The organism is Companilactobacillus heilongjiangensis (genome assembly GCF_000831645.3).
GTDB lineage: Bacteria > Bacillota > Bacilli > Lactobacillales > Lactobacillaceae > Companilactobacillus > Companilactobacillus heilongjiangensis.
Map to the genome: position 1 here is coordinate 594498 of NZ_CP012559.1, position 24322 is coordinate 618819.

19 protein-coding genes are annotated in these 24322 nt (G+C 38.6%); all 19 read left to right on the forward strand.

What is annotated here, in order from left to right; genetic code table 11:
• Positions 1–12: 12 nt before the first annotated feature.
• Positions 13–2658, forward strand: a complete 2646-nt coding sequence (gene mutS, locus JP39_RS02635) for a DNA mismatch repair protein MutS (RefSeq protein WP_041498749.1) — start codon at positions 13–15, stop codon at positions 2656–2658.
• Between the two features lie 283 nt (positions 2659–2941).
• Entirely contained in the window at positions 2942–4873 is a 1932-nt protein-coding gene (gene mutL, locus JP39_RS02640; protein ID WP_137619754.1) for a DNA mismatch repair endonuclease MutL, read from the forward strand.
• Between the two features lie 3 nt (positions 4874–4876).
• The gene (gene ruvA, locus JP39_RS02645) at positions 4877–5464 is read left to right on the forward strand and encodes a Holliday junction branch migration protein RuvA (protein ID WP_041500067.1); all 588 of its coding nucleotides are present in this window, start codon (positions 4877–4879) and stop codon (positions 5462–5464) included.
• A 514-nt stretch (positions 5465–5978) separates the two neighbouring features.
• The gene (gene ruvB, locus JP39_RS02650) at positions 5979–7007 is read left to right on the forward strand and encodes a Holliday junction branch migration DNA helicase RuvB (RefSeq protein WP_041500065.1); all 1029 of its coding nucleotides are present in this window, start codon (positions 5979–5981) and stop codon (positions 7005–7007) included.
• Between the two features lie 66 nt (positions 7008–7073).
• Positions 7074–8111: a tRNA preQ1(34) S-adenosylmethionine ribosyltransferase-isomerase QueA gene (gene queA / locus JP39_RS02655; RefSeq protein WP_041500064.1), complete on the forward strand. Its 1038-nt coding sequence runs from the start codon at positions 7074–7076 to the stop codon at positions 8109–8111.
• Positions 8112–8120: 9 nt separating this feature from the next.
• Positions 8121–9263 carry a tRNA guanosine(34) transglycosylase Tgt gene (gene tgt / locus JP39_RS02660; protein WP_041500062.1) on the forward strand — a complete coding sequence of 381 codons (1143 nt, stop codon included), beginning with the start codon at positions 8121–8123 and terminating at the stop codon, positions 9261–9263.
• Positions 9264–9359: 96 nt separating this feature from the next.
• The gene (gene yajC, locus JP39_RS02665) at positions 9360–9836 is read left to right on the forward strand and encodes a preprotein translocase subunit YajC (RefSeq protein ID WP_041500069.1); all 477 of its coding nucleotides are present in this window, start codon (positions 9360–9362) and stop codon (positions 9834–9836) included.
• 361 nt (positions 9837–10197) lie between these two features.
• On the forward strand, positions 10198–10350 hold the full coding sequence (locus JP39_RS12535; protein ID WP_157492450.1) for a hypothetical protein: 153 nt from the start codon (positions 10198–10200) through the stop codon (positions 10348–10350).
• Positions 10351–10782: 432 nt separating this feature from the next.
• A complete protein-coding gene (gene zwf, locus JP39_RS02675) occupies positions 10783–12219 on the forward strand; it encodes a glucose-6-phosphate dehydrogenase (RefSeq protein WP_041500060.1) in 1437 nt (478 codons plus the stop codon).
• Positions 12220–12258: 39 nt separating this feature from the next.
• The gene (dinB, locus tag JP39_RS02680; protein ID WP_371851534.1) at positions 12259–13368 is read left to right on the forward strand and encodes a DNA polymerase IV; all 1110 of its coding nucleotides are present in this window, start codon (positions 12259–12261) and stop codon (positions 13366–13368) included.
• The gene (locus JP39_RS02685; RefSeq protein ID WP_041500057.1) at positions 13361–14317 is read left to right on the forward strand and encodes a DHH family phosphoesterase; all 957 of its coding nucleotides are present in this window, start codon (positions 13361–13363) and stop codon (positions 14315–14317) included. Before dinB ends, JP39_RS02685 begins: the two co-directional genes overlap by 8 nt.
• A complete protein-coding gene (locus tag JP39_RS02690) occupies positions 14318–15664 on the forward strand; it encodes a DEAD/DEAH box helicase (protein WP_041500055.1) in 1347 nt (448 codons plus the stop codon).
• A 772-nt stretch (positions 15665–16436) separates the two neighbouring features.
• Positions 16437–19073, forward strand: coding sequence for an alanine--tRNA ligase (gene alaS / locus JP39_RS02695; protein ID WP_041500054.1), 2637 nt, complete (start codon positions 16437–16439; stop codon positions 19071–19073).
• Between the two features lie 63 nt (positions 19074–19136).
• Positions 19137–19394: an IreB family regulatory phosphoprotein gene (locus JP39_RS02700; protein ID WP_010018752.1), complete on the forward strand. Its 258-nt coding sequence runs from the start codon at positions 19137–19139 to the stop codon at positions 19392–19394.
• Positions 19395–19829, forward strand: coding sequence for a Holliday junction resolvase RuvX (gene ruvX, locus JP39_RS02705; protein WP_041500053.1), 435 nt, complete (start codon positions 19395–19397; stop codon positions 19827–19829).
• Positions 19830–19839: 10 nt separating this feature from the next.
• Positions 19840–20151, forward strand: coding sequence for a DUF1292 domain-containing protein (locus JP39_RS02710; protein ID WP_041500051.1), 312 nt, complete (start codon positions 19840–19842; stop codon positions 20149–20151).
• A 379-nt stretch (positions 20152–20530) separates the two neighbouring features.
• Positions 20531–21073 carry a CvpA family protein gene (locus tag JP39_RS02715; RefSeq protein ID WP_041500050.1) on the forward strand — a complete coding sequence of 181 codons (543 nt, stop codon included), beginning with the start codon at positions 20531–20533 and terminating at the stop codon, positions 21071–21073.
• 51 nt (positions 21074–21124) lie between these two features.
• A complete protein-coding gene (locus JP39_RS02720; RefSeq protein WP_041500049.1) occupies positions 21125–23479 on the forward strand; it encodes an endonuclease MutS2 in 2355 nt (784 codons plus the stop codon).
• A gap of 69 nt (positions 23480–23548) precedes the next feature.
• Positions 23549–23860, forward strand: a complete 312-nt coding sequence (gene trxA, locus JP39_RS02725; RefSeq protein ID WP_041500047.1) for a thioredoxin — start codon at positions 23549–23551, stop codon at positions 23858–23860.
• Positions 23861–24322: the final 462 nt, after the last annotated feature.

The following is a 24322-nucleotide window of genomic DNA, read 5'->3' on the forward strand; positions in this document are numbered from 1 at the left end:
CGGAGGGAATTTATGCCTCAAAAAACTAAAGAAACACCAATGATGGAGCAATATCTGGAATACAAAAAGCAATATCCAGATGCTTTTTTGTTGTATCGTGTTGGTGACTTTTATGAAATGTTCTATGACGATGCCGTTAAGGGTTCGCAAATTCTTGAACTAACTTTGACATCCCGTAATAAAAAAGCTGACGAAGGCATTCCAATGTGTGGCGTGCCTCATCATGCTATTGAGGGTTACATTGATACACTTGTGGATAAAGGTTATAAAGTAGCTGTCTGTGATCAGTTGGAAAATCCCGCTGACGCCCAAGGTAAAATGGTCAAACGAGGTGTTACTCGAGTAGTTACACCTGGTACGATTATGGATAAATCCGATCAGGCCAAGGATAACAACTACATTACGGCTATTACCGCCCACAAAAATGTCTTCGGATTAGCCTATGCTGACCTTTCAACTGGTGAAGTTAAAGTTACATCAGTTTCAAGTCAATTAGATTTAACTAATGAGTTGCAAAATTTGGATACCAAAGAAACAGTCGTTTCGGGAAGTTTTCCACAGAAATATCTTGATCAATTACGTAAATTTGGAATTTTGATTTCTAAATTGGATGATTTAGATGATAACTATACCTTTGATTATTCCAAGATTACGGCTGATACAGAAGTTAATACCGTTAAGTTGTTGATAAGTTATTTAATCAAGACGCAAATGCGTTCTTTGGACCACTTGAAACCAGCTGAATCGTATGAAACTTCTTCTTACTTATTGATGGATCACTCGGCTCAAAGAAACTTGGAGTTGTTCAAAAATATTCGAACTAACAAGAAGTCCGGAACGCTTTTGTGGCTTTTGGATGAGACTAAAACTGCGATGGGTAGCCGTTTATTAAAACAATGGCTGGCTCGTCCGTTAATTAGTGTCGGTAAGTTAAAAGAACGTCAACATTTTGTGCAAGTCTTTTTGGACAATTATTTCCAAAGATCATCCTTCCAAGATTACTTGACGAAAGTTTATGATTTGGAACGTTTAGCAGGTCGAGTTGCTTATGGAACAGTCAATGGACGTGATTTGATTCAATTAAAAACATCTTTGGAACAGGTTCCTGAAATTAAATCTATCCTATTGGATATCGGTGACGATGAATTAACAGCCTATGTGGAAAAGATTGATGAAGTGGCTGACATTCGTAATTTAATCGACAAGGCAGTGGTTGAAGAAGCTCCAATTTCCGTAACCGGTGGTGGCTTGATTAAAGAAGGCTACAACGAACAGCTTGATAAATATCTTGATGCTTCCAAGAATGGTAAGCAATGGTTAGCTAGTTTGAAGGCTAAGGAACAAGAATTGACGGGCATCAATAACTTGAAGATTGGTTACAACAAGGTCTTTGGTTACTATATTGAAGTCAGTCGTGCTAATATCGATAAAGTTCCTGAAGATCGTTACCAAAGAAAACAAACGCTGGTTAATGCTGAAAGATATATCACTCCCGAGTTGAAAGACAAGGAGAGCTTGATTCTTGAAGCGGAGGAAAAATCCAAGAGTTTGGAATATCACTTATTTGACCAAATAAGATCAAAAATTAAAGACCAAATCCGACGCATTCAAGCATTGGCAAACATTTTGTCACGTTTGGACGTTTTACAAAGTTTTGCGGTTGTCAGTGAAGAGTACCATTATGTAGCTCCAGAATTTGTGGATAAACATGAACTAAAAATTACTAATGGACGTCATCCCGTTGTGGAAAAGGTATTAAGTAATAACAGTTACATTCCGAACGATGTTAATTTTGACGATAAGACTGACATTTTGTTGATAACTGGACCTAATATGTCTGGTAAAAGTACATATATGAGACAGATGGCGTTGACAGTTATCATGGCTCAAATCGGTTGTTTCGTACCAGCAGAGTCGGCTAAACTGCCAATCTTTGATCACATTTTTACCAGAATCGGTGCGGCAGATGATTTGATCTCCGGTGATTCAACATTCATGGTTGAAATGCGTGAAGCTAACGATGCATTGAAGAATGCAACAGCCAACAGTTTGATTATCTTTGACGAAATTGGCCGTGGTACTGCAACATATGATGGTATGGCATTAGCTCAAGCAATCATCGAGTATATCGATAAGAATGTGAATGCGATGACATTATTCTCAACTCACTATCACGAATTGACCGAATTGGAAAGCCAGTTGCCAGGATTAAGAAATGTCCACGTTGATGCCTCAGAAGAGAATGGTGACCTAGTATTCCTGCACAAAGTTTTACCAGGACCAGCCGATAAATCATATGGTATCCACGTTGCCAAATTGGCAGGATTACCAAACGATGTTTTGACAAGAGCCAGCAAGATTCTAAGTAGCTTGGAAGAAACATCGGTTCACACAACAACTTCGGAAAGTATTAAAGAACCAGTAGCAGATCCAATTAAAGAAGCAAAGCCAGTGGTAGTTGAACCGGCAGAAGAAGTTGAGGAAGCTGATAATGATGAAACACAATTATCACTATTCCCAGAGACAACAAAGAAAGTTAAAAAGTTATCCACCAAAGAATCACAGGTTATTAAAGAACTAGATAATCAAGACTTAATGGGAATAACACCAATTGAGGCTATAAACTTACTATATAAATGGCAAAAGAAGCTTAAATAGAATTAACATTCAAAAGTTAACAAAGCAGTAAAAAAAGAACGATGATGAATTAAAAATTTAAATAGCCGGAGGTTTCGAGGAATAAAGCCAGCAGTGGCAGTGGTGTTACGGCTTTAGCCGTTACAGCACAGGACGAATTTTGAAATTCGAGTGGTTTTCTCGAAGTTCAAAAACGAGGCTCAAGACCGCACTATGGCTCGAGCCGGTCCCACAGCAGGCTTTATTCCTCGAAACCGTAGGCACAACAGCATATATAAATAAGAAAATGAAGAAGGTGGAAAAAGTGGGTATTATTCATGAACTACCAGTAGAACTAAGTAACCAGATTGCCGCTGGGGAAGTTATTGAACGCCCCGCATCAGTCGTGAAAGAGCTGGTGGAAAATTCCATCGATGCACAAGCCACGCAAGTTTTGATTACAGTCAAACAAGCAGGTTTAAAATCAATTGAAGTTAATGATAATGGAAAGGGGATTTCAGCAGACGATGTTGAGGTCGCCTTTTTACCGCATACGACTAGTAAAATTTCTACTGATCATGATTTGTTCAATGTCAGAACTTTGGGATTCCGTGGTGAAGCTTTAGCCAGTATCGCCTCTGTTTCTAAGCTGACTGTCTTAACAAGTCAGGATGGCAAGTCCGCTGTTCGAGCTAAGTTTTCTGGAAATGAGTTGCTCAAGAAAGAAACTTTTGCCCGCTCAAAAGGCACGACCCAGACGGTTGAAGATTTGTTCTTCAATACACCAGCTCGCTTGAAATATGTGAAATCATTGCATACCGAATTGAATAAAATTGTCGACATCGTTGACCGTTTAGCCATGGGACATCCCGAGATTTCTTTCCGCTTGATCCATGAAGGCAAGGACCTTGTTTGGACGTCTGGCAACAACAATTTACAACAGACAATTGCTGGTATTTATGGTCGAACGATTGCCAGTCACATGTTAGATTTTGAAAATTCTGACCCCGATTATGAAATCAAAGGTTACTTTTCAAAACCTGATACAACACGTTCAAATCGATCATATATTTCGTTGATTCTAAACGGTCGTTACATTAGAAACTTCCAGTTAGCGAATGCGGTTATCCGTGGCTATGGTTCTAAATTGATGGTGGCACGTTATCCAATTGCGGTCATTGATATTACCATGGATCCGGGATTGGTCGACATCAACGTTCATCCAACTAAACAGGAAGTGCGTTTGTCCAACGAAGGTCACATCAGTGATTTAATCAGCCAAGGAATCAAAGAACGTCTGTCCAATCAGAATTTGATTCCCGATGCTGTGAAAAATCTGGGTCGCAAAGATACCACCCAAACGGTTGATACATATAAGCCAGAACAAATTAGTTTTGATGATATAAAGTCAATTGATAAAATTAATGAACCATTAGGAAATACAGCAACCGAGACTCCACAGCCCGTCGACTATTCAATTTCTAAACGAGTTGAAACACCGATGACAGGGATGCCAATTTTTGAAGATCCCGAGCATTTACAATCATGGGACCAACGCATGTTACAAGAGTCGGCTAAAAAGGTGCATGTGGTTGCTCCAGATGAACCAGCACCAACCAATGAATCTCAACCTACAACTGAAGAGTCCGAGTTTCCAGACTTACGCTACATTGGTCAGATTCATGGAACTTATTTGGTAGCTGAAAGTAAGGACGGCTTTTATTTAATCGATCAACATGCTGCGCAAGAGCGTGTCAATTATGAGTATTACCGTCAAGAAATTGGTAAAGTTTCCAACGACCAACAGAAATTATTGGTGCCAATTGTCCTAGAATATCCCAATTCCGAAAGTATTTTGATTCGAGAGAAAAAGCCAGTTTTGGAAAGTATCGGCTTATATTTGGAAGATTTCGGTCAGAATAGTTTTGTCGTTAATACGCATCCAACATGGTTTGTCGAAGGTCAAGAAGAGTCGACAATTAAAGAAATGGTTGACTATGTTTTAAATGATTCTAAAATCAGTGTGGCAGCGTTTCGTGAAAAGAATGCTATCATGATGAGCTGTAAACGTGCTATCAAAGCTAATCACCATATCACCAGCCAAGAAGCAAGTCAGTTGCTCCACAATTTGACCAAAGCTGAGAATCCATATAACTGTCCCCATGGACGTCCTGTCTTGGTAGAATTCAGTAATAAGGATCTCGAAAAAATGTTTAAGAGAATTCAAGATCCACATGATACCAGAGAGAGTGAGTAAATTATGTTTGAATATTTAAAAGGTTTAATAACCGCAGTTACCCCTTCATATATCGTGGTGGACGTTCAAGGCGTGGGCTATAAAGTCCAAGTTGCCAATCCTTATCGTTATGAAGAAAATCAAGAAGCCAGAGTTTATGTCGAGCAAGTAGTTCGTGACAATGAACAAGCTTTGTATGGATTCTATGACTTAAATGAAAAAAATATTTTCCTACATTTAATTAGCGTTTCCGGAATTGGACCAAAGAGTGCTCTAGCCATATTAGCTGGTCAAGACTTACAAGGCTTAATTCACGCTATCGAAAATGATGACGTTAAATACCTAACGAAGTTTCCTAAAATCGGTAAGAAAACAGCTCAACAAATTATCTTGGATCTGTCAGGTAAATTTACAGCCGAAGGTCAGATGACATTAGGCGAAGCACCAGTCGAATTCAGCTCAGGCAATCAAGAGCTAGAAGACGGCCTAGCAGCATTAGAATCATTAGGCTATTCACCAAAAGAAATCAGTCGTATCAAACCACAATTAGAGAAAGAAAATCTCAAGAGTGCCGACGAATATCTACGTGCAGGATTGAAGCTGATTAAATAGGGGGCCGCTTCCGGTTTCGAGGGAGATTCTACACGCGGTGGGACCGGTGCGAGCCAAGGTCTCGCGCCGCGCTTTTGAGCTTCGCAAGAAGCGCGAATCTCAAAAGACGTCCGTGGAGTAAGAGCTAAAGCTCTAACACCACTGCAGTTCGAATCTCCCTCAAAACCTCCAGCTAATGTATCTGTTAGTTGGTTTGTGGTCGAAGATTTAGAATTACTATTGAATGAATATTTGTGTTATATCAATTAGTGAATATGAAATGAAAATTTGTTGATTATGATAATGATTTAGAGAAATAAATTAGTCGGAAGAGATGAGAGTATTAACCAGCTGTGGGTGTGGCGTTATGGCTTTAGCCATTACACCACCGGGCGAGTTTGGAGACTTGCGAACTTTGCAAGGCTTCAAACCGAGGTTCGAGACCGCACTTTGGCTCGGGCCGTTCCGCATAGCAGGTTAATACTCTCATCTCTGGAGACGACCTCATATATTTCAAGAAGGGAGTTGTCAAAAAATCGAACATAATGAAAATGAAGACGAACGGCTTACTGATGCCGACTCGCTTGATAATATCGAAGATATTGTAGAACAAACGCTACGTCCTCAAAGCTTTGACCAATACCTAGGTCAAGAAAAAGCTAAAAAGGAATTGGATGTCTACATCAAAGCAGCTAAACAACGTCAACAAACCCTAGACCATGTCTTACTATATGGCCCTCCCGGGTTAGGTAAGACAACTTTGGCAATGATTATTGCTAACGAAATGGGTGTCAATATTCATACAACTACTGGTCCTTCGATTGAAAAATCTGGTGACTTGGTTGCTGTTTTGGATGAATTGGAACCTGGTGATGTTTTATTTATTGATGAAATTCACCGTATGCCTCGAGCAGTTGAAGAAGTTTTATATTCAGCCATGGAAGATTTCTATATCGACATTATTGTTGGTCAGGGCAGTGAATCTCGTTCATTGCATCACCAACTAGTGCCATACACTTTGATTGGTGCCACAACTGCTGCTGGTAAGCTTTCAGCGCCTTTGCGAGATCGGTTTGGAATTGTCGAAAGAATGGAGTACTATACCATAGATGAATTGTCTAAGATTGTTTTCCGTTCAGCTAATGTCTTGAATATTAACGTCGACGAAGAGGGTGCACATGAGATTGCCAGAAGGTCTCGTGGAACACCTAGAATTGCCAATCGACTATTAAAACGAGTTCGTGATTTTGCTCAAGTTGCCAATAAAGATACGATTGATTATGACATGGCCGAGTCAGCTTTGAACCAGTTGCAAGTTGATGATGCTGGGTTGGATCATATCGACAGACGAATTATGGAAATGATCATTGAACTTTATAATGGTGGTCCAGTTGGTCTAAAAGTTATTGCCGCTAATATCGGTGAAGAACAAGAAACAATTGAAGAAGTTTATGAACCATATCTTATGCAAATGGGATTCTTAAAGAGAACTGCTAAGGGTCGTGTTGTAACAAGAAAAGGTTATGAACACTTGGGTATGCCATACCCTGAAAAAAACGAGTAAAGTGATTTACTCGTTTTGGCGTATCTGAAGAATTCCGTTAAACCAGCTATCAAAGGAGAATTTTATATGTCACTATCAACAGAAGATTTTGATTACGATTTACCAGAAGAGCTCATCGCTCAGACACCAATTAAGGATCGGGACCAATCAAGACTTTTAGTTCTTGACCACGAAACGGGAGAGTATCAAGACAAGCATTTTTACGATATTTTGGATTATTTGAATCCAGGCGATGCTTTGGTAATGAACAATTCCCGTGTTCTTCCAGCTCGTTTGTACGGTAGTAAAGAAGATACTGATGGTCACGAAGAAGTCTTGTTATTGAATAATATTGAGGGCGACAAGTGGGAAGTTTTGATGAAACCTGCTAAGCGTGCCAAAGTTGGTACTAAGGTTCAATTTGGTGAAGATGGTCAACTTGAAGCTGAAGTGCTAGAAGATTTGGAACACGGTGGCAAGATTATCGAATTTCATTATCAAGGTATCTTTATGGAAATTTTGGAAAAATTAGGTGAAATGCCTTTGCCTCCATATATCAAAGAAAAGCTTGATGATCCTGACCGTTATCAAACCGTTTATGCGAAAGAAAATGGCTCAGCCGCTGCTCCAACTGCTGGTTTGCACTGGACAAAAGAATTATTGCAAAAGGTTGAGGATAAAGGTGTTAAGCTAGTTTATGTTACTTTGCACGTTGGTCTAGGAACATTCAGACCAGTTACTGAAACTGACGTTGACAAGCACGTGATGCATTCAGAATTTTATCGTTTGGATGAGGATTCAGCTAAAACTTTGAATGACGTTAAGAAAAATGGCGGCAAGATTGTTGCGACCGGAACAACTTCAATTAGAACTTTGGAAACAATTGGAACGAAGTTTAATGGTGAAATTAAGGCAGACTCTGGTTGGACTGATATTTTTATCAAACCGGGCTACCAATGGAAAGTTGTCGATGAATTTATCACTAACTTCCACTTGCCAAAATCAACATTAGTTATGCTTGTAGCAGCATTTACAGGTCGAGAAAATATTTTGAACGCATACCAACACGCTGTTGAAGAGAAGTATCGTTTCTTCAGTTTTGGCGATGCAATGTTCATTAAGTAGAGGGAATTTATGGAACCAGCTGTTAAATACACATTATTAAAGAAAGAAAAACATACTGGTGCACGATTAGGTTTGTTGGAAACTCCACATGGAACTTTCGAAACACCAATCTTCATGCCTGTTGGTACGGAAGCATCAGTTAAAAATATGGCACCTGAGGACCTTGAGAAAATCGGTGCAACTATCGTTTTAGCCAATACTTATCACCTTTGGTTACGTCCAGGCGAGGATATTGTTCAAGAAGCCGGTGGCTTACACAAGTTCATGAATTGGAATAAAGGTATTTTAACTGATTCCGGTGGCTTTCAAGTTTTCTCATTAGCCAATAACCGTGATATTACTGAAGCCGGCGTGCATTTCAAAAATCATTTGAATGGTCGTCGTGAATTCTTGTCACCTGAAAAAGCTATCAAGATTGAAAACTATTTGGGACCTGACATCATGATGAGTTTGGATGAATGTCCACCATTTTTCGAAAGCTACGATTACATCAAGAAGTCAGTTGCTAGAACTAGCCGTTGGGCTGAAAGAGGATTAGCAGCTCACCGTAATCCTGATTGGCAAGCACTCTTTGGAATTGTTCAAGGTGCTGGTTTTGAAGATTTACGTAAACAAAGTGCCCAAGATCTTGTCAGCATGGATTTCCCTGGTTATTCAATTGGGGGACTTTCTGTTGGTGAATCAAAGGATGAAATGAATCGTGTCCTAGATTTTACAACACCGATGTTGCCTGAAAACAAACCACGTTATCTAATGGGCGTTGGTACAGCCGATTCATTGATTGACGGAGTTATTCGTGGAATCGACATGTTTGACTGTGTATTGCCAACCAGAATTGCCAGAAATGGTACATGTATGACAACCCACGGTCGTTTAGTTGTTAAAAATGCTAAGTATGCTCGTGACTTTGGTCCGATTGATGCTGACTGTGACTGTTACGTTTGCCGTAATTATTCACGTGCTTACATTCGTCATTTGATCAACGCTAATGAATTATTTGGAACTCATTTGACGAGTTACCATAACTTGTACTTCTTGTTGAACTTGATGAAAGGTGTTCGTCAAGCTATCAGGGATGACAATTTATTGGAATTTAGAGAACATGTTTTTGAAGATTACGGTTTCAATCAGGAAAATGCTAAGAAATTTTAGAATATTTTGATAAGAAAAACCTACTAGTATGGAAACAATTTAAAATCTTTGTTACTCTATACTTATGCAAATTATTAAGAGGTGGAAAATTTGAATATGCTTACATTAGGTGCCGCAGGTGCCGGTGGCTCGATGACACTTTTGATTTTCGTTGTTATTATGTTCGTTGGTATGTACTTCCTATCCATTCGTCCACAAAAGAAACAACAACAAAAACGTCAAGAAATGCTTAAAGAAATGAACAAGGGTGACAAAGTTGTTACACTTGGTGGTATTAAAGGTAGAATCGCATCAATCGACCGTGAGAACAAAGAAGTCGTTGTTGACTGTGATGGAATTTATCTAACATTCGACTTGAACTTCATTCGTCGTTCAACTCCTGCTGATAAAGCAACTACTGATGCCGTTAAAGACGACAAGTCAGCAGCTGAAGAAAATGCAGAAGCAAAGACTGATGCAAAAGATGATGCTAAAGAAGTAGAAGCTCCTGCAGAAGATACAGCTGCTAAAACTGAAGAAGCACCAAAGTCTGACGATGCTGCTAAAGATGATACAAAAGAAGAAACAAAATAGTTTTAAATAAAAAAGATTGAAATCCATGGTGGCTCAATCTTTTTTTGTTTGGTTTTTTAAATATGCCGCCGGAGGGGGACAGGGATTGGGAGTACCGCTATGGGACCGACTTGAGCCAAGGTCTCAAGTCTCGATTTTGAGCTTCGCAAAGTACGCGAATCTCAAAACTCGTCCGTGGAGTAAGAGCTAAAGCTCTAACACCACTGTCACAGCGGTCTCCCATCCCTGTCCCCCTCCGGCTAGTTTAACTATTGAATTTGAGTCATTTATCTAATCGGGCAGAAGATATAATCCATATTATTTGCTTTAAAACTTGAAAATGTTATAACTGATTGACTGGATAGAATTTGGAGATTAATTTATGACTGATAAAGAGAGAAGTTCAAAACAGATAAAAGTTTCAAATTTAAGTAAGAAATCTCAAGCAAAGCTGAAAGAAATCAAACAGAAGCAAGGCTTAAAAACTGATGAAGAGGCAATTGAGTATTTAACAAGTTTCTTTGCCAAGAAGTAAATTATTAAAGATAAATAGAGAAGATGATATTCCAAATATTAGGAAGTCATCTTCTTTTTGTTTTTTTAATATCAAATATAATCAAGCCAATAAAAAAATTAGTTGGAAGAGCCGAGCATATTCATCTGCAGCGAAAGTGGCGTTATGGCTTTAGCCATTACACCACCGGGCGAGTTGGAGACTTTCCGTATTTTGGAAAGGCTTCAACCGAGGTTCGAGACCGTACTGTGGCTCGAACTGTACCGCGCAGCAGAATGAATATGCTCGGCTCTGGAAACGGCATCCTTAAATAGTATAAGTAATATTGTTTGCCTTAAAGTATGCTCTAAGGTCTAATATTAATAATGTAAAAAATAATAAGTCAATAATGCAGATGTTTAATAATTCATGATGTAAAATGTAAGTACATGATACTGTCAAAAGGAGCTTAAAATGGTTAAAGAGAGAGCAGCAATTTTTATTATTTTTGGGGGTTCTGGTGACTTAGCTCACCGTAAACTTTATCCTTCGTTATTCCGTTTGTATAAATCAGGATTCTTAAAGGATCACTTTGCCGTCATTGGAACGGCTCGTCGTCCTTGGAGTGATGATTATTTCCGCGAAACTGTTGTCACTTCTTTGAAAGAATCATTTGATGATGATGAAGCAATTATGAAGGAATTTGCACAACACTTCTTCTATCAATCACATGATGTTAATGATTCTGAACACTATATCGCTTTGAAAAACTTAGCTGCCAAACTAGATGATCAATTTGATGCTGGTCACAACCGCGTTTACTATATGGCAATTGCGCCTAGATTCTTTGGAACTGTCGCTGAACACATCAATTCTGAAGGTTTGAAAGCTGAAGGTTACAACCGTTTGGTTATTGAAAAGCCATTTGGCCGTGACCTCGATTCCGCTTGCGAATTGAATGGCAATATTTCTAAAGCCTTCCCAGAAGACGATATTTATCGTATCGATCACTATTTGGGTAAAGAAATGATTCAAGCTATTCCTAATATTCGAGCTCATAATGACAAATTTGAAGAAGCTTTAAATAGCAAATACGTTTCAAATATTCAAGTTACTTTGGCTGAAGCACTCGGTGTTGAGGATCGTGGTGGTTACTATGAAACCGCTGGTGTTTTACGTGATATGGTTCAAAATCACATCATGCAAATTATCGGTGCCGTTGCTAGTGACGAGCCAGAAGCAACTGAGGCAAAAGTTATTCACAAGAACAGAACTGAATTGTTCAATAGTTTGAAAGTTTTGACACCTGAAGAAGTTGACAAAGACTTTGTTCGTGGTCAATATGACACTGATGAACTTGCTGAAAACAAGGCTTATCGTCAAGAAGATAATGTTGCAGAGGATTCACAAATCGAAACATTTACAGCTGGTAAGATTCAATTTAACTCTGAGCGTTGGAGTGGCGTACCATTCTACGTTCGTTCTGGTAAGAGAATGCCTGCTAAATCTTCACGAATCGATATTGTCTTCAATGAAAAAGTTGAAGAACTTGGAATCAGACCTAATACTGTTGTTACATTGTTGATTGAAAAGGTTGATGGACATAAAGTTTTGATTAACGGAATTGATTATAAAGATTCTAAGCAAGACTTTATCAAGTTGCCTGATGAAACTAAGACTGATAAAGCTCGTGAAGCTTATGAAAGTTTGATTATCGATATCCTTGCTGGTAATAGAATTCACTTTACCCTTTGGGATGAATTGAGAAGTACTTGGAAATATATCGACGCTATTAGACAACGTTGGGACAGTCAAACAGCTGATTTTCCTAACTATCTTAGCGGAACTATGGGTCCAGATTCAGCTGAAATGCTTTTGGAACGTGACGGCAATTCATGGATTTGGGACTAAAGGCGGTGTTGTCTCATCTTTTTAAAGATTCCAATTAAAATTGAAGAAAACCGAAAAGTCATCCATGTTGACATGGATGCTTTTTTCGCATCTGTGGAAGAACGGGAACATCCCGAATATAAGAAAAAATGTTTAATCGTTGCTCAAGATCCACGCAAGCATAATCACCATGGAGTTGTAACAACTGCAAATTATAATGCTCGTAAGTATGGAGCCCATTCGGCTATGCCAGCTCAACAAGCAGTCGACTTGATTCCTAAAGATAAATTAGTTATTACGCCACCAAATTTTGAACTCTACCGCAGTGTGTCTAATCAGATTCACGATATCTTTGGCGATGTGACTGACAATTATCAGACCGTTGCCTTGGATGAAGCGTATCTGGATGTCACGCATAACAAGTTGGGCGAAGTGAATACCATTAAACTAGCAAATTACATTCAGCAACGAATTGTTAAAGAGACTGGTTTAACGTGTTCTGTTGGGATTTCTTATAATAAATTTCTAGCTAAAATGGCGTCGGATTATCGCAAACCGTTTGGTCGAACGATTATCCTAGGTAAGTATGCAAAAGAATTTCTCAAACCAATTCCTATTGAAAAATTCAATGGTATCGGTAAGGCAATGCAACAAAAGCTTCACGATATGGACGTCTATACTGGTGAAGATTTACAAAACATTGACCAAGATGAATTTTTGAAGAAGTTTGGCAAAATGGGTTACGTAATTTATAAACGAGTGCATGGCATTGATGATTCCCCAATTGAGGGTCACCGTTTGCGTAAGTCGATTGGTCGAGAACGGACTTATACTCGTAATCTAGTTACGGATGAACAAATTGACAAAGAACTGCATTTTTTAGCAGAGTTGGTCAGTAAAGATTTAAAGAAACAGCGTCAACATGGTAAGACGGTTGTCCTGAAATTGCGTAATTCGGAGTTTGAAACTATTACGAAACGAATGAGTTTTCAAGATTACGTCCAAACAAAAACGGATATTTATCGTGTTGCTAGGGATATTTATGATAAATTAAAGGTGAGAGATCAAAAGATTCGTTTATTGGGGATCACGATTACTAATTTAGATCCATTATCGTATGAAGAGGTTTCTTTAAACTTGTCTTACAAGGGGGACAATATTAATGAATAGCTTTGCCGAAATAATTGCAACAATTAAAAAATATGATAGAATTATCATTCTACGTCATCAAAATCCAGATCCTGATGCATTGGGGTCACAAGCTGGTTTAGCAACGACTCTTCGTCAAGCATTTCCAGATAAGAAAATTTTAATTGGTGGTAACGACACTGAAGGACTCAAATGGTTATCAACTGCTGAAACTGTAACTGATGCAGATTATCAAGGAGCACTCGTTATTGTCACTGATACTGCTAATCAACCAAGAATTGACGATCAACGTTTTGATGATGGGGATTTCTTAATTAAGATCGATCACCATCCTAATGATGATGCTTATGGAGATCAACTTTTCGTTAACACTAAGGCTAGTTCTAGTTCGGAAATCGTGGCTGATTTGATTGAAAGCTGTGATGAACTACAATTGACCAAGGAAGTTGCTTATTATTTGTATGCCGGAATTGTCGGTGATACAGGTAGATTTCTATATCCATCAACAACACAACATACGATGGAAGTCGGTGGCCAATGTATCGCTTTGGGTGTAGATACTGCTGCCATCAACAACAAGATGAATGAAATTACATTGCAACAAGCTAAGCTTCAAGGTATTCTGTTTGATAATTTACAAATTGATGCCTCGGGTGCAGCCTATGCAGTGATTGATCTCGACTTAATGAAGAAATTGGGTATCAATCAAGAACAAGCCAATTCTGTTGTTTCGACACCAGGCCGTTTGAAGGAAGTTTGCTCATGGATGGAAGCTGTTCAAAAAGATGATGGTACTTTCAGAATGCATTTGCGTTCTCAAGGTCCAATCATCAATGAACTAGCTAAAGAACATGATGGTGGAGGTCACCCATTAGCAAGTGGTGCCACTGCCCAAAACGCTGCCGAAGTGGAACAGATGTTTGAAGAGCTTAAAGAGATAGTTACTGAATATAACCAGAAGGGTGAATAGATGACTAAATTTTCGCAATACAACTTTAATGACTCAATCAATAAGTCGTTGAAAGAAATACATTTTGAGGAACCAACCGAGGTTCAAGAGGCCGTAATTTCTTTAGTTAATAAGAAAAAAGATATTATTGTTCAATCAGAAACAGGTTCCGGTAAGACACATGCTTTCTTGTTGCCATCAATGAATGCTTTGACTGACAAGCAAGAAGTTCAACTTTTGATTGCTACTCCAAGTCGTGAGTTGGCTTATCAAATTTATGAAGACACACAAGCAATTTTGAAGAACTACCCAGAAGAATATAATGCCTTTATCTTCGTTGGTGGTTCTGACCGTGATCGTCAAAAGAGAAAGCTTGAAGCTCACCAACCACAAATTGCTATCGGTACTCCCGGAAGACTCTGGGATTTAATCCGTGAAAATGATTTGCACATTGAAAATGTAGAACGTTTCGTTGTCGATGAAGCTGACATGACTTTGGACATGGGCTTCTTAGATGATGTTGAACATATTACAAGTAAATTGCCAGATAACCGTGAAATGATGGTTTTCTCAGCTACAATTCCACAAAAACTAGAACCATACTTGAAGAAGTACATGCATGGTCCTCAACGAGTAGAAATCAAGAACGGGACAATCATTCCTAGAAACGTAAGCAATTGGCTAATGTCTAGTCACGGACGTGATAAGAAACAAATGATTTACCAATTGATCACATTAGGAGAACCATACCTAGTTTTGATTTTCGCTAACACTAAGAAGTCAGTTGATGAGATTTACAACTATCTTCGCAGCCAAGGCCTAAAAGTAGCTCGTATCCATGGTGGATTAACACCACGTGAAAGAAAACGTGCTATGAAACAAGTCGAAAACATGGAATACCAATTCGTTGTAGCAACAGATTTAGCAGCCCGTGGTATCGACATCAGCGGAGTTTCACACGTAATTAATGCTGAAATTCCTGACGACTTAGACTTTTTCATTCACCGTGTTGGTAGAACAGGACGTAACAAGATGTCCGGTACAGCCATTACGATTTATGAACCAGGCGAAGAAAACAAAATCGATGACATCGAACACATGGGAATCAAGTTTGAAAACAAGGATATCAAGAATGGTGAAATCGTTGATGTCGTAGAACGTGACAGACGAGTACACCGTAGAGCTACCCAAGAAAAACTTGATACTAAGTTAGTTGGCTTTGTTAAGAAGCAAAAGACCAAGAGAAAACCAGGTTACAAGAATAAGATTAAAAAGGCGATTAACGAAGAACATCGTCAACAAAGAAAACTTCAAAACAGACAAAATAAGAGACAAGAACGTGAAGCTAGAAAGAATAGCCACAAGTAGTTTTTGTTAGGCCGTTTCCAGAGCTGAGAGTATTCATCTGCTGCGCGGCACGGTCCGAGCCAAAAGGCGGTCTCGAACCTCGGTTGAAGCCTTTCCAAAAACCGGAAAGTCTCCAACACGTCCGGTGGTGTAATGGCTAAAGCCATAACGCCACTTTCGCTGCGGATGAATACTCTCAGCTCTTCCAACTAATTTATTTTTTGTTGGAATCTTTAGTTATTAATACAAAAATGAGGAAGATGATTTTTCCATTTAGGGGAAATTGTTTTCTTTTTTTAATCTTTTGATCTGTATACAAGTTAACGAAACATTTTAAAATACAATTCAAACTAGAGAATCAAAGAGTCGGAGGGGATGAGAATATTCACCAGCTGTGGGTGTGGCGTTAGAGCTTTAGCTCTTACACCACCGGGCGAGTTTGGAGACTTACCGGTCTGTGGTAAGGCTTCAAACCGAGATTCGAGACCGCACTTTGGCTCGAATCGGTCCGCATAGCAGGTGAATGTTCTCATCCCCGGAGACGGAAAATAACTTTAACATTGACAATTTTTGTCCTGATGGTTAATATTTTCCTTGGATATATCTTGTATCAGATACTTTCAGAGAAAGCCGGTTGGTGAGAAGGCTCAAGTATTTGGTGTACAGATGCTGCCAAATTAAATTGTATATAATAAATGTTGAGAGGCTAACGATAATCGTTGCAAACAAGGTGGTACCGCGCAGTGGCGTCCTTGGAGTTGCAGCGATTTTTCGTTTTTTTTAGGGAGATAAAATGAAAAATTTATCAAGTGCTGAAATAAGAAAGATGTTTTTAGACTTTTTCCAAACAAAAGGTCACATGATTGAACCTAGTGCATCACTTGTTCCTCATGATGATCCAACTTTACTTTGGATCAACTCTGGTGTTGCTACCATGAAGAAATATTTTGATGGTACAGTTGTGCCTAACAATCCTAGAATTACAAGTGCTCAAAAATGTATCAGAACTAACGATATTGAAAATGTTGGTAAAACAGCGCGTCACCAAACTTTCTTTGAAATGATGGGTAACTTCTCAGTTGGGGATTATTTCAAGGAAGAGGTTATTCCTTGGGCTTTTGAATTTCTAACAAGTCCTGAATGGATTGATATGGACAAAGATCGTTTGTACATTACAACTTATCCTAAGGATACTGAAACTCAAGAACTTTGGGCTAAAGCAGGAATTGCTAAAGATCATATCTTAAAAGATGAAGATAACTTCTGGGATATCGGTGAAGGCCCCTGTGGTCCTGATTCAGAGATTTTCTACGATCGTGGTCAATCATTCAACAACTTGTCAGAAGATGACCCTGAAAACTATCCTGGTGGCGAAAACGAACGTTACCTTGAAGTATGGAACATCGTGTTCTCAGAATTGAATCACTTGCCAAATGGTCAATACGTTGAACAACCACATAAGAACATTGATACGGGCTTAGGTCTCGAACGTCTTGTTTCTGTTGTTCAAGGTACAAAGACTAACTTTGAAACTGACTTATTCATGCCTTTAATTGAAGATGTTGGTTCACTTTGCGATAAGAAATACGGTGAAAACGCTGAAGATGACGTTTCATTTAAGATTATTGCTGACCACGCTCGTTCAGTATCTTTCGCTATTGGTGATGGTGCTTTGCCTTCAAACGAAGGTCGTGGCTATGTTATCAGACGTTTGATCAGACGTGCTGTTCTAAATGGTAAGAAGTTAGGCGTTAACGGACCATTCCTATACAGATTGGTTCCTATAGTTGGTCGCATTATGGAAAGTTACTATCCAGAAGTTAGCGAACAACAAGACTTCATTGCCCAAACAATTAAGCAAGAAGAAAAACGTTTTTCAGAAACACTTGATGCTGGTTTAGCATTGTTAAACGGTGTTATTGCTGATCTTCGTAAGAAAGACCAAACTGTTATCGACGGTGCCAATGCTTTCAAACTTTACGATACTTACGGTTTCCCAATGGAACTTACTCGTGAATATGCTAACGACGAAGGTTTGACAGTTGATGAAGCTGGTTTCAAACAAAACATGGAAGAACAAAAACAACGTGCTCGTGATGCTCGTGGAAACTTACAATCAATGGGTATGCAAGATGAAACTTTGATGGAAATCAAGACACCTAGTGAATTTATTGGTTATGATCACAACGAAACTGAAAGTACTTTGAAAGATATCGTTGTTGATGATAAAGAAGTTAAGACTGTTGCTGAAGGTCAAGCACAATTGATTTTTGACACAACTCCTTTCTATGCTGAAATGGGTGGTCAAGTTGCCGATGTTGGTAATATTTACGACATGAAGGGTAACCAAGTTGCTGAAGTTATTGACGTTCAACACGCTCCAAATGGTCAAAACATTCATCTAGTTAACGTTATGTCAGCTATTTCATCTGATACACAATACAAGCTAGAAATCGATGTAGACTTCCGTGAAAAGGTTCGTCACAATCACACGGCTACTCACTTGTTGGATCAAGCTTTACGTGATGTTGTTAGTGCTAGAACTCACCAAGCCGGATCATTAGTTGAACCAGATTACTTACGTTTCGATTTCAATAGCAACACTGCTTTGACAGATCAACAAATTGCTGACCTTGAAAAAATCGTTAACGAAAAGATCTGGGCTGCTATTCCAGTTAAGACAGAAGTATTGCCTATTGAAGAGGCTAAAAAGAAGAAGGGTGCCATTGCACTATTTAGTGAAAAGTATGGCGACTTCGTTCGTGTTGTTGAAATTGATGATTTCTCAACTGAATTCTGTGGTGGTACTCACGCCAGAAACACTTCTGAACTAGGCTTGTTCAAGATTACTTCTGAATCAGCTATTGGTTCAGGTACAAGAAGAATCGAAGCCGTTACCGGTGAGGAAGCTTTCGAATACTTCAACGAACAATTACAAGCATTACAAGAAACTGCTAAGAATATTAAAGTTAACCAATTAAAAGATGTACCAAGTCGTGCTGCACAAATGGCCGATGAAATTAAAGCCCTCAAGCGTGACAACCAAAACTTGAAAGCACAATTAACAAGTCAAAAGTCAGCTGAAGTCTTTGATAATGTTGAAGATATTAATGGCTACAAAGTTATTTCAAATATTGTCCCTGCTGATATGTCAGCTCTTAGACAACTTGCCGATGACTGGAAGAATGACAATAAGTCAGATATCTTGGTTCTTGGTGCTAGCGGCGATGACAAAGCTAGTTTAGTTGTAGCTGTTAACAAGGATGCCCAAGCTAAGGGTGTTAAAGCTGGAGATTTAATTAAGAAAATATCTAAGGAAATTCAAGGTGGCGGCGGTGGTCGTCCAGATATGGCGCAAGCTGGTGGTAAGAATCCGGCTGGTCTTACAAATGCGTTACAATTAGCCAAAGATATTATTAAATCTTATTAAAGTGGGCTATAATTGAAATGAAGCTTTTCGGTCACTTAAATTTTAGTTATATGGAGGTTTGCCATGAGTTCACTTGATAAAACTATGAGTTTCGATTTTAATGAAAACAAAGGCAAAGATGTCAAAGAAACATTGCAAAGTGTTTACCAATCACTAGAAGAAAAAGGATATAACCCAATTAACCAAATTGTCGGCTATCTACTTTCTGGTGACCCAGCATATATTCCACGACACAACGATGCCCGTAATTTGATTTTGAAACATGAAAGAGACGAGATAATCGAAGAATTAGTTAAGAGTTATCTCAATCAAGGTAAATAGATGAGATTATTAGGTTTAGATGTTGGTTCACGAACTGTCGGTGTTGCTTGCAGCGATTTATTAGGCTGGACAGCGCAGGGAGTTGAAATTATTCGTATCAATGAGGATAAAGAGCAATTTGGCTTAGATCGATTAGGCGAAATTATTCAAGAAAAGCAACCTACTGGTGTGGTCCTTGGATTACCAAAGAATATGAATAACACTGAAGGACCCAGAGTAGAAAAGTCTCGTGAGTATGGCAAAATGGTCGAAGATAAGTTTCATTTGCCAATCGATTTTATTGACGAACGGTTAACAACTGTTCAGGCCGAAAGAATGTTGATTGATGAGGCCGATGTGTCTCGTAAAAAACGTAAGAAAGTTATCGATAAGATTGCCGCAGAGATGATTCTACAGAATTATCTTGATGCTAAAGGTAAACTAACACGAAATTAAGGTGATAATTATGAGTGAAGAACAACCACCAAAGGATTTAGACGAAGTTATTTTAAGTGATGAACAAGGTAACGAAGAAACTTATTTGATTCTCTTTACTTTTGATTCAGAAGATTATGGTAAATCATACGTATTCCTATATCCAAAAGCTGATAAGGATGCAGAAGAAATTGCTATTCAAGCATACTCATTCGAACCAGATGAAAATGGAGATGTCGATGCCGGTGATCTAGAACCAATCGATGACCCAGAAGAATGGGATATGGTTCAAGAAGTTTTGAACACATTCACAAGTGACGACGATGATAATTACGAAGAATAAGCACTAAACAAGTAACGATTGGCGCAAGCCAATCGTTTGATTGTTTATGGTGTTATCTGAGGGTATCGTTATAAATATTTCCGTAGGAATGTTCCTTTTATTTATATATAAAGGATTGGAAATATTTATTAGTTTGTATAAATAAACTAGTCGGAAGAGTTGAGAAGTATTCACCAGCAGTGGAAGTGGCGTTAGGACTTTAACATTACACCACAGGACGTATTTTGAGACGTGAATTTCGGCTCAAAATCGAGGGTCGAGACCGTACTTTGGCTCGAGCCGGTCCCACAGCAGGCGAAATACTTCTCAGCTCTGGAGACGGCAATGAAAAATGATTTATAAATTCGCTTTTTTAGCATGATTGAAGTAAGGGGAAATAATGCTTAGTCTGTTACTTATTTTACTTTTGATTTATGGTTTTTATATTGGTGCTCGCCGTGGACTAGCCATGGAAGCATTTTATGCAGTTGGATATGCGCTATTCTTTTGTTTGGCACTAGTGTCTTTTCGAGGCCTAGGACCAAAGTTTGAAATGATTGTGCCTTATCCATCTGCCAATTTAGGCAGTGAATTTGCCTTTTTCTCAACAAAAGTTGGTATGGAACTAGACAATGCATTTTACCGTGCCTTTGCTTTTATACTTATTTGCTTCATTGGTTGGATCATTGTGAGATTCGTTGGTTTGTATTTCAAACGTCTAACGTATTTTCCAATGTACAATGATGTAAATCTTTTAAGTGGAGGGATTATTGGATTCGTCGTTACTTATGTCACTATTTTTATGGTGATGTTAATGTTAGCCATGATTCCGGTACCTGGTATTCAACATGCTTTGGAACATTCATTCGTAGCTTCAGCCATGATTCGAAGTACACCGGTATTAACTGGTGTTTTGAGTCATCTCTGGATTGGAGCTATTTAAACTTTAAGGCTGAGACTTTATGTTTCAGTCTTATTTTGTATAGGAGACATTATGAATAATAAAGCTTTGAAAGTATTAGAGTTTGACAAGATCAAAGCTGAAATCGCTAAGTATCTAATCACAACTCGTGGGAAGACACTCCTAAAAAAATTAATGCCAATGTCGGTTGAATCAATTGTTCAAAGATTGATTGACCAAACTAAAGATGGTGCTGATATTGTCCGTATTAAGGGTGAAATCCCAGTTAGAAAATTAGCTGATCTACATGACCAAGCTAACCGTTTGAAAAAAGACGGGAATTTAAATGGAACGGAATTGGCTGCTATTGGTCAAGTCCTCCAAAACACTAGTGAATTAAAAGAGTTTTTTGAAGATTTAAAAGATAACCAAGTCGAATTACGTCAACTTTATGACTTGAATGATGACTTGATCAATAACCCTGAATTGACACGTCGTATTGCCCGTTCACTGGATGATACTGGTCGCGTTTTGGATACTGCTTCGGATGATTTGAAGTATATCCGTAGTCATATCAATAAGTTGAATGATGAAATTCGTCAAACTATGGCTCAATTTACGCGTGGCAAGAACACTAAGTATTTGACTGAAGCACTAGTAACATTGCGTGATGATCGTTTTGTTATTCCTGTTAAAGCTGAATATAAAGCAAAATTTGGTGGAGTTGTTCATGACCAAAGTGCCAGTGGACAGACTTTCTACATCGAGCCACAAGCTGTTGTCGGGATGAATAATCAATTGCATGAAGCTAAGTTGTCTGAAAAATCTGAAGAGATTCGGATTTTGAATAATTTGTCAGATATGGTTCGTCCAGAAATTGATGAAATCGTGAAAAACAACGAAGTTTTAGCACAATTTGATTTGATTAACGCTAAAGCTAAGTATGCTAAGGAAATAAAGGCCACTGAGCCAATTATTTCCGATAATCATGTAGTTGACTTGGAACAGGCAAAACACCCGCTAATCGACCCAGACAAGGTTGTAGCCAATGATATTAGGCTAGGCGATGGTTACAGAACGATGTTAATCACTGGACCCAATACTGGTGGTAAAACTATCACGATGAAAACTCTTGGTTTAATTCAATTGATGGCACAAGCAGGTCTCTTTATTCCCGCTCGTGAAGCCAGTGAAATTGCTGTTTTCGATGAAGTATTCGTCGATATCGGTGATGAACAATCAATCGAACAAAACTTGAGTACATTCTCATCACATATGGATAATATTATTAATATCATTCATAAAGTTTCCGAACACAGTTTGGTCTTAATTGATGAACTTGGTGCCGGAACTGATCCACAAGAAGGTGCTGCAATTGCGATTGCTGTGTTGGAAAAATTAGCAACGTCAAAAGCTGATATTATGGCAACGACTCACTATCCTGAGCTAAAGATTTTTGCTTATAATACACCGGAAACGATCAATGCCAGTATGGAATTCGATGACAAGTCACTACGACCAACATATCGTTTGTTGATTGGTATTCCTGGAGCAAGCAATGCGTTTAACATTGCCGCTCGATTAGGGATGGACAAGAGTGTCGTTGACCGTGGACAAGCTTTGATGGATGGAGAGAGTCAAGATCTCAACAATATGATTGCTGACCTTGAGAACCGTCGTAAAGAGTTTGAGCAAAAGAATGACCAATTGAAGATTCAATTATCTAAGAACAAAGATATCCAAACTGATTTTGAAAAGAAGAGTGACGCCCTCGATAAGTCGAAGAACTCTGAAATTCAAGCAGCTAAGGTTCGAGCTAATCAAATCGTTGCCAAAGCTAAAAAGGAATCAGAGAAGATTATTGATAAGCTTCATAAGATGGAACAAGATGGTGTGGCAATTAAGGAAGACCAAATTATTTCTGCCAAGACTAACTTGAAGAATTTGCATCAAGATGAAGCAATCAAGAAGAATAAAGTTTTACGTCGCAACAAACGTCGTCAAGCATTGAAAGTCGGCGATTCTGTTAAGACGTTGACATATGATCAAATTGGTACGATTGTCCGTAAGAATAAGGATAATGAGTATGAAGTTCAACTTGGTATCTTGAAGATGAAGTTTAGTGCTGACGAACTTGAGAAAGTTCAAAACGCTGAGCAAGAACCAGAAAAGAAACCAACAATGGTTCGTCGTACCAAGAGTACCGGACTTTCCAGCAAATTGGACTTACGTGGTAAACGTTATGAGGAAGCAATGACTGAACTGGATCAATATATTGATTCGGCCTTGTTAGCTGGTTATAATCAAGTCACAATTGTCCATGGGTTTGGTACAGGTGTTATTAGAAAAGGTGTTACCAATTATCTCCAGAGAAATCCTCGAGTTAAATCATTCGGATACGCTCCCGCAAGCTCTGGTGGATCAGGTGCTACAATTGTTGACCTTTAATGAGAGCAAATGCTTTCTAAAGATTAGCTAATAATGATAATATTTAATTTGTTAAAAGGAGTGAATGAAATGGTTGATGAAGTAACAGATAAAGAATTTAAAGAAGAAACAAAAGATGGTGTTGTACTAGTTGATTTCTGGGCAACATGGTGTGGTCCATGTCGTATGCAATCACCAGTTATCGAAGAATTGTCAGAAAACGATGATTCAGTTAAGTTTTTGAAGATGGATGTTGATGCTAACCCTGATACACCTAAAGAATTTGGAATCATGGCAATTCCTACATTAGTTATCAAAAAAGATGGCGAAGTTGTAGAAAAGCTCACAGGTTTCCATAATAAAGCTCAACTAACTAATATTTTGGATGGTTATTCAGATTAATTAAAAATTCCGCCTACGGTTGTCAGGGAAAAATCAGTTCTGCCATGAGGATCGAGTCGAGCCAAGGTCTCGCCTCTCGATTTTGAACTTCGCATAGTTCGCGAATTTCAAAACTCGCCCTGTGGTGTAAGTGCTAAAGCACTAACGCCACCTTCATGGCAGACTGATTATTTCCCCGACAACCTCCGGCTGGGGTATTGAAGGTTTCAATGTGTTAGTTAGATTGAATTTATTAATTTTTGATTTGTATAAAAAGATTGGATTTTCCTTATGTTTGGGAATCCAATCTTTTTTTGTTGGAGTACAAAAAAGAGTTGAGCGACCGAAATTGATATTTATATTTATAGGTGTATATCAAAATAACCATAATTATTGATTGAATCAATGATATTAAAAGCTGAAATTAGTCGGAAGAGATGAGAGTATTAACCAGCTGTGGGTGTGGCGTTATGGCTTCAGCCA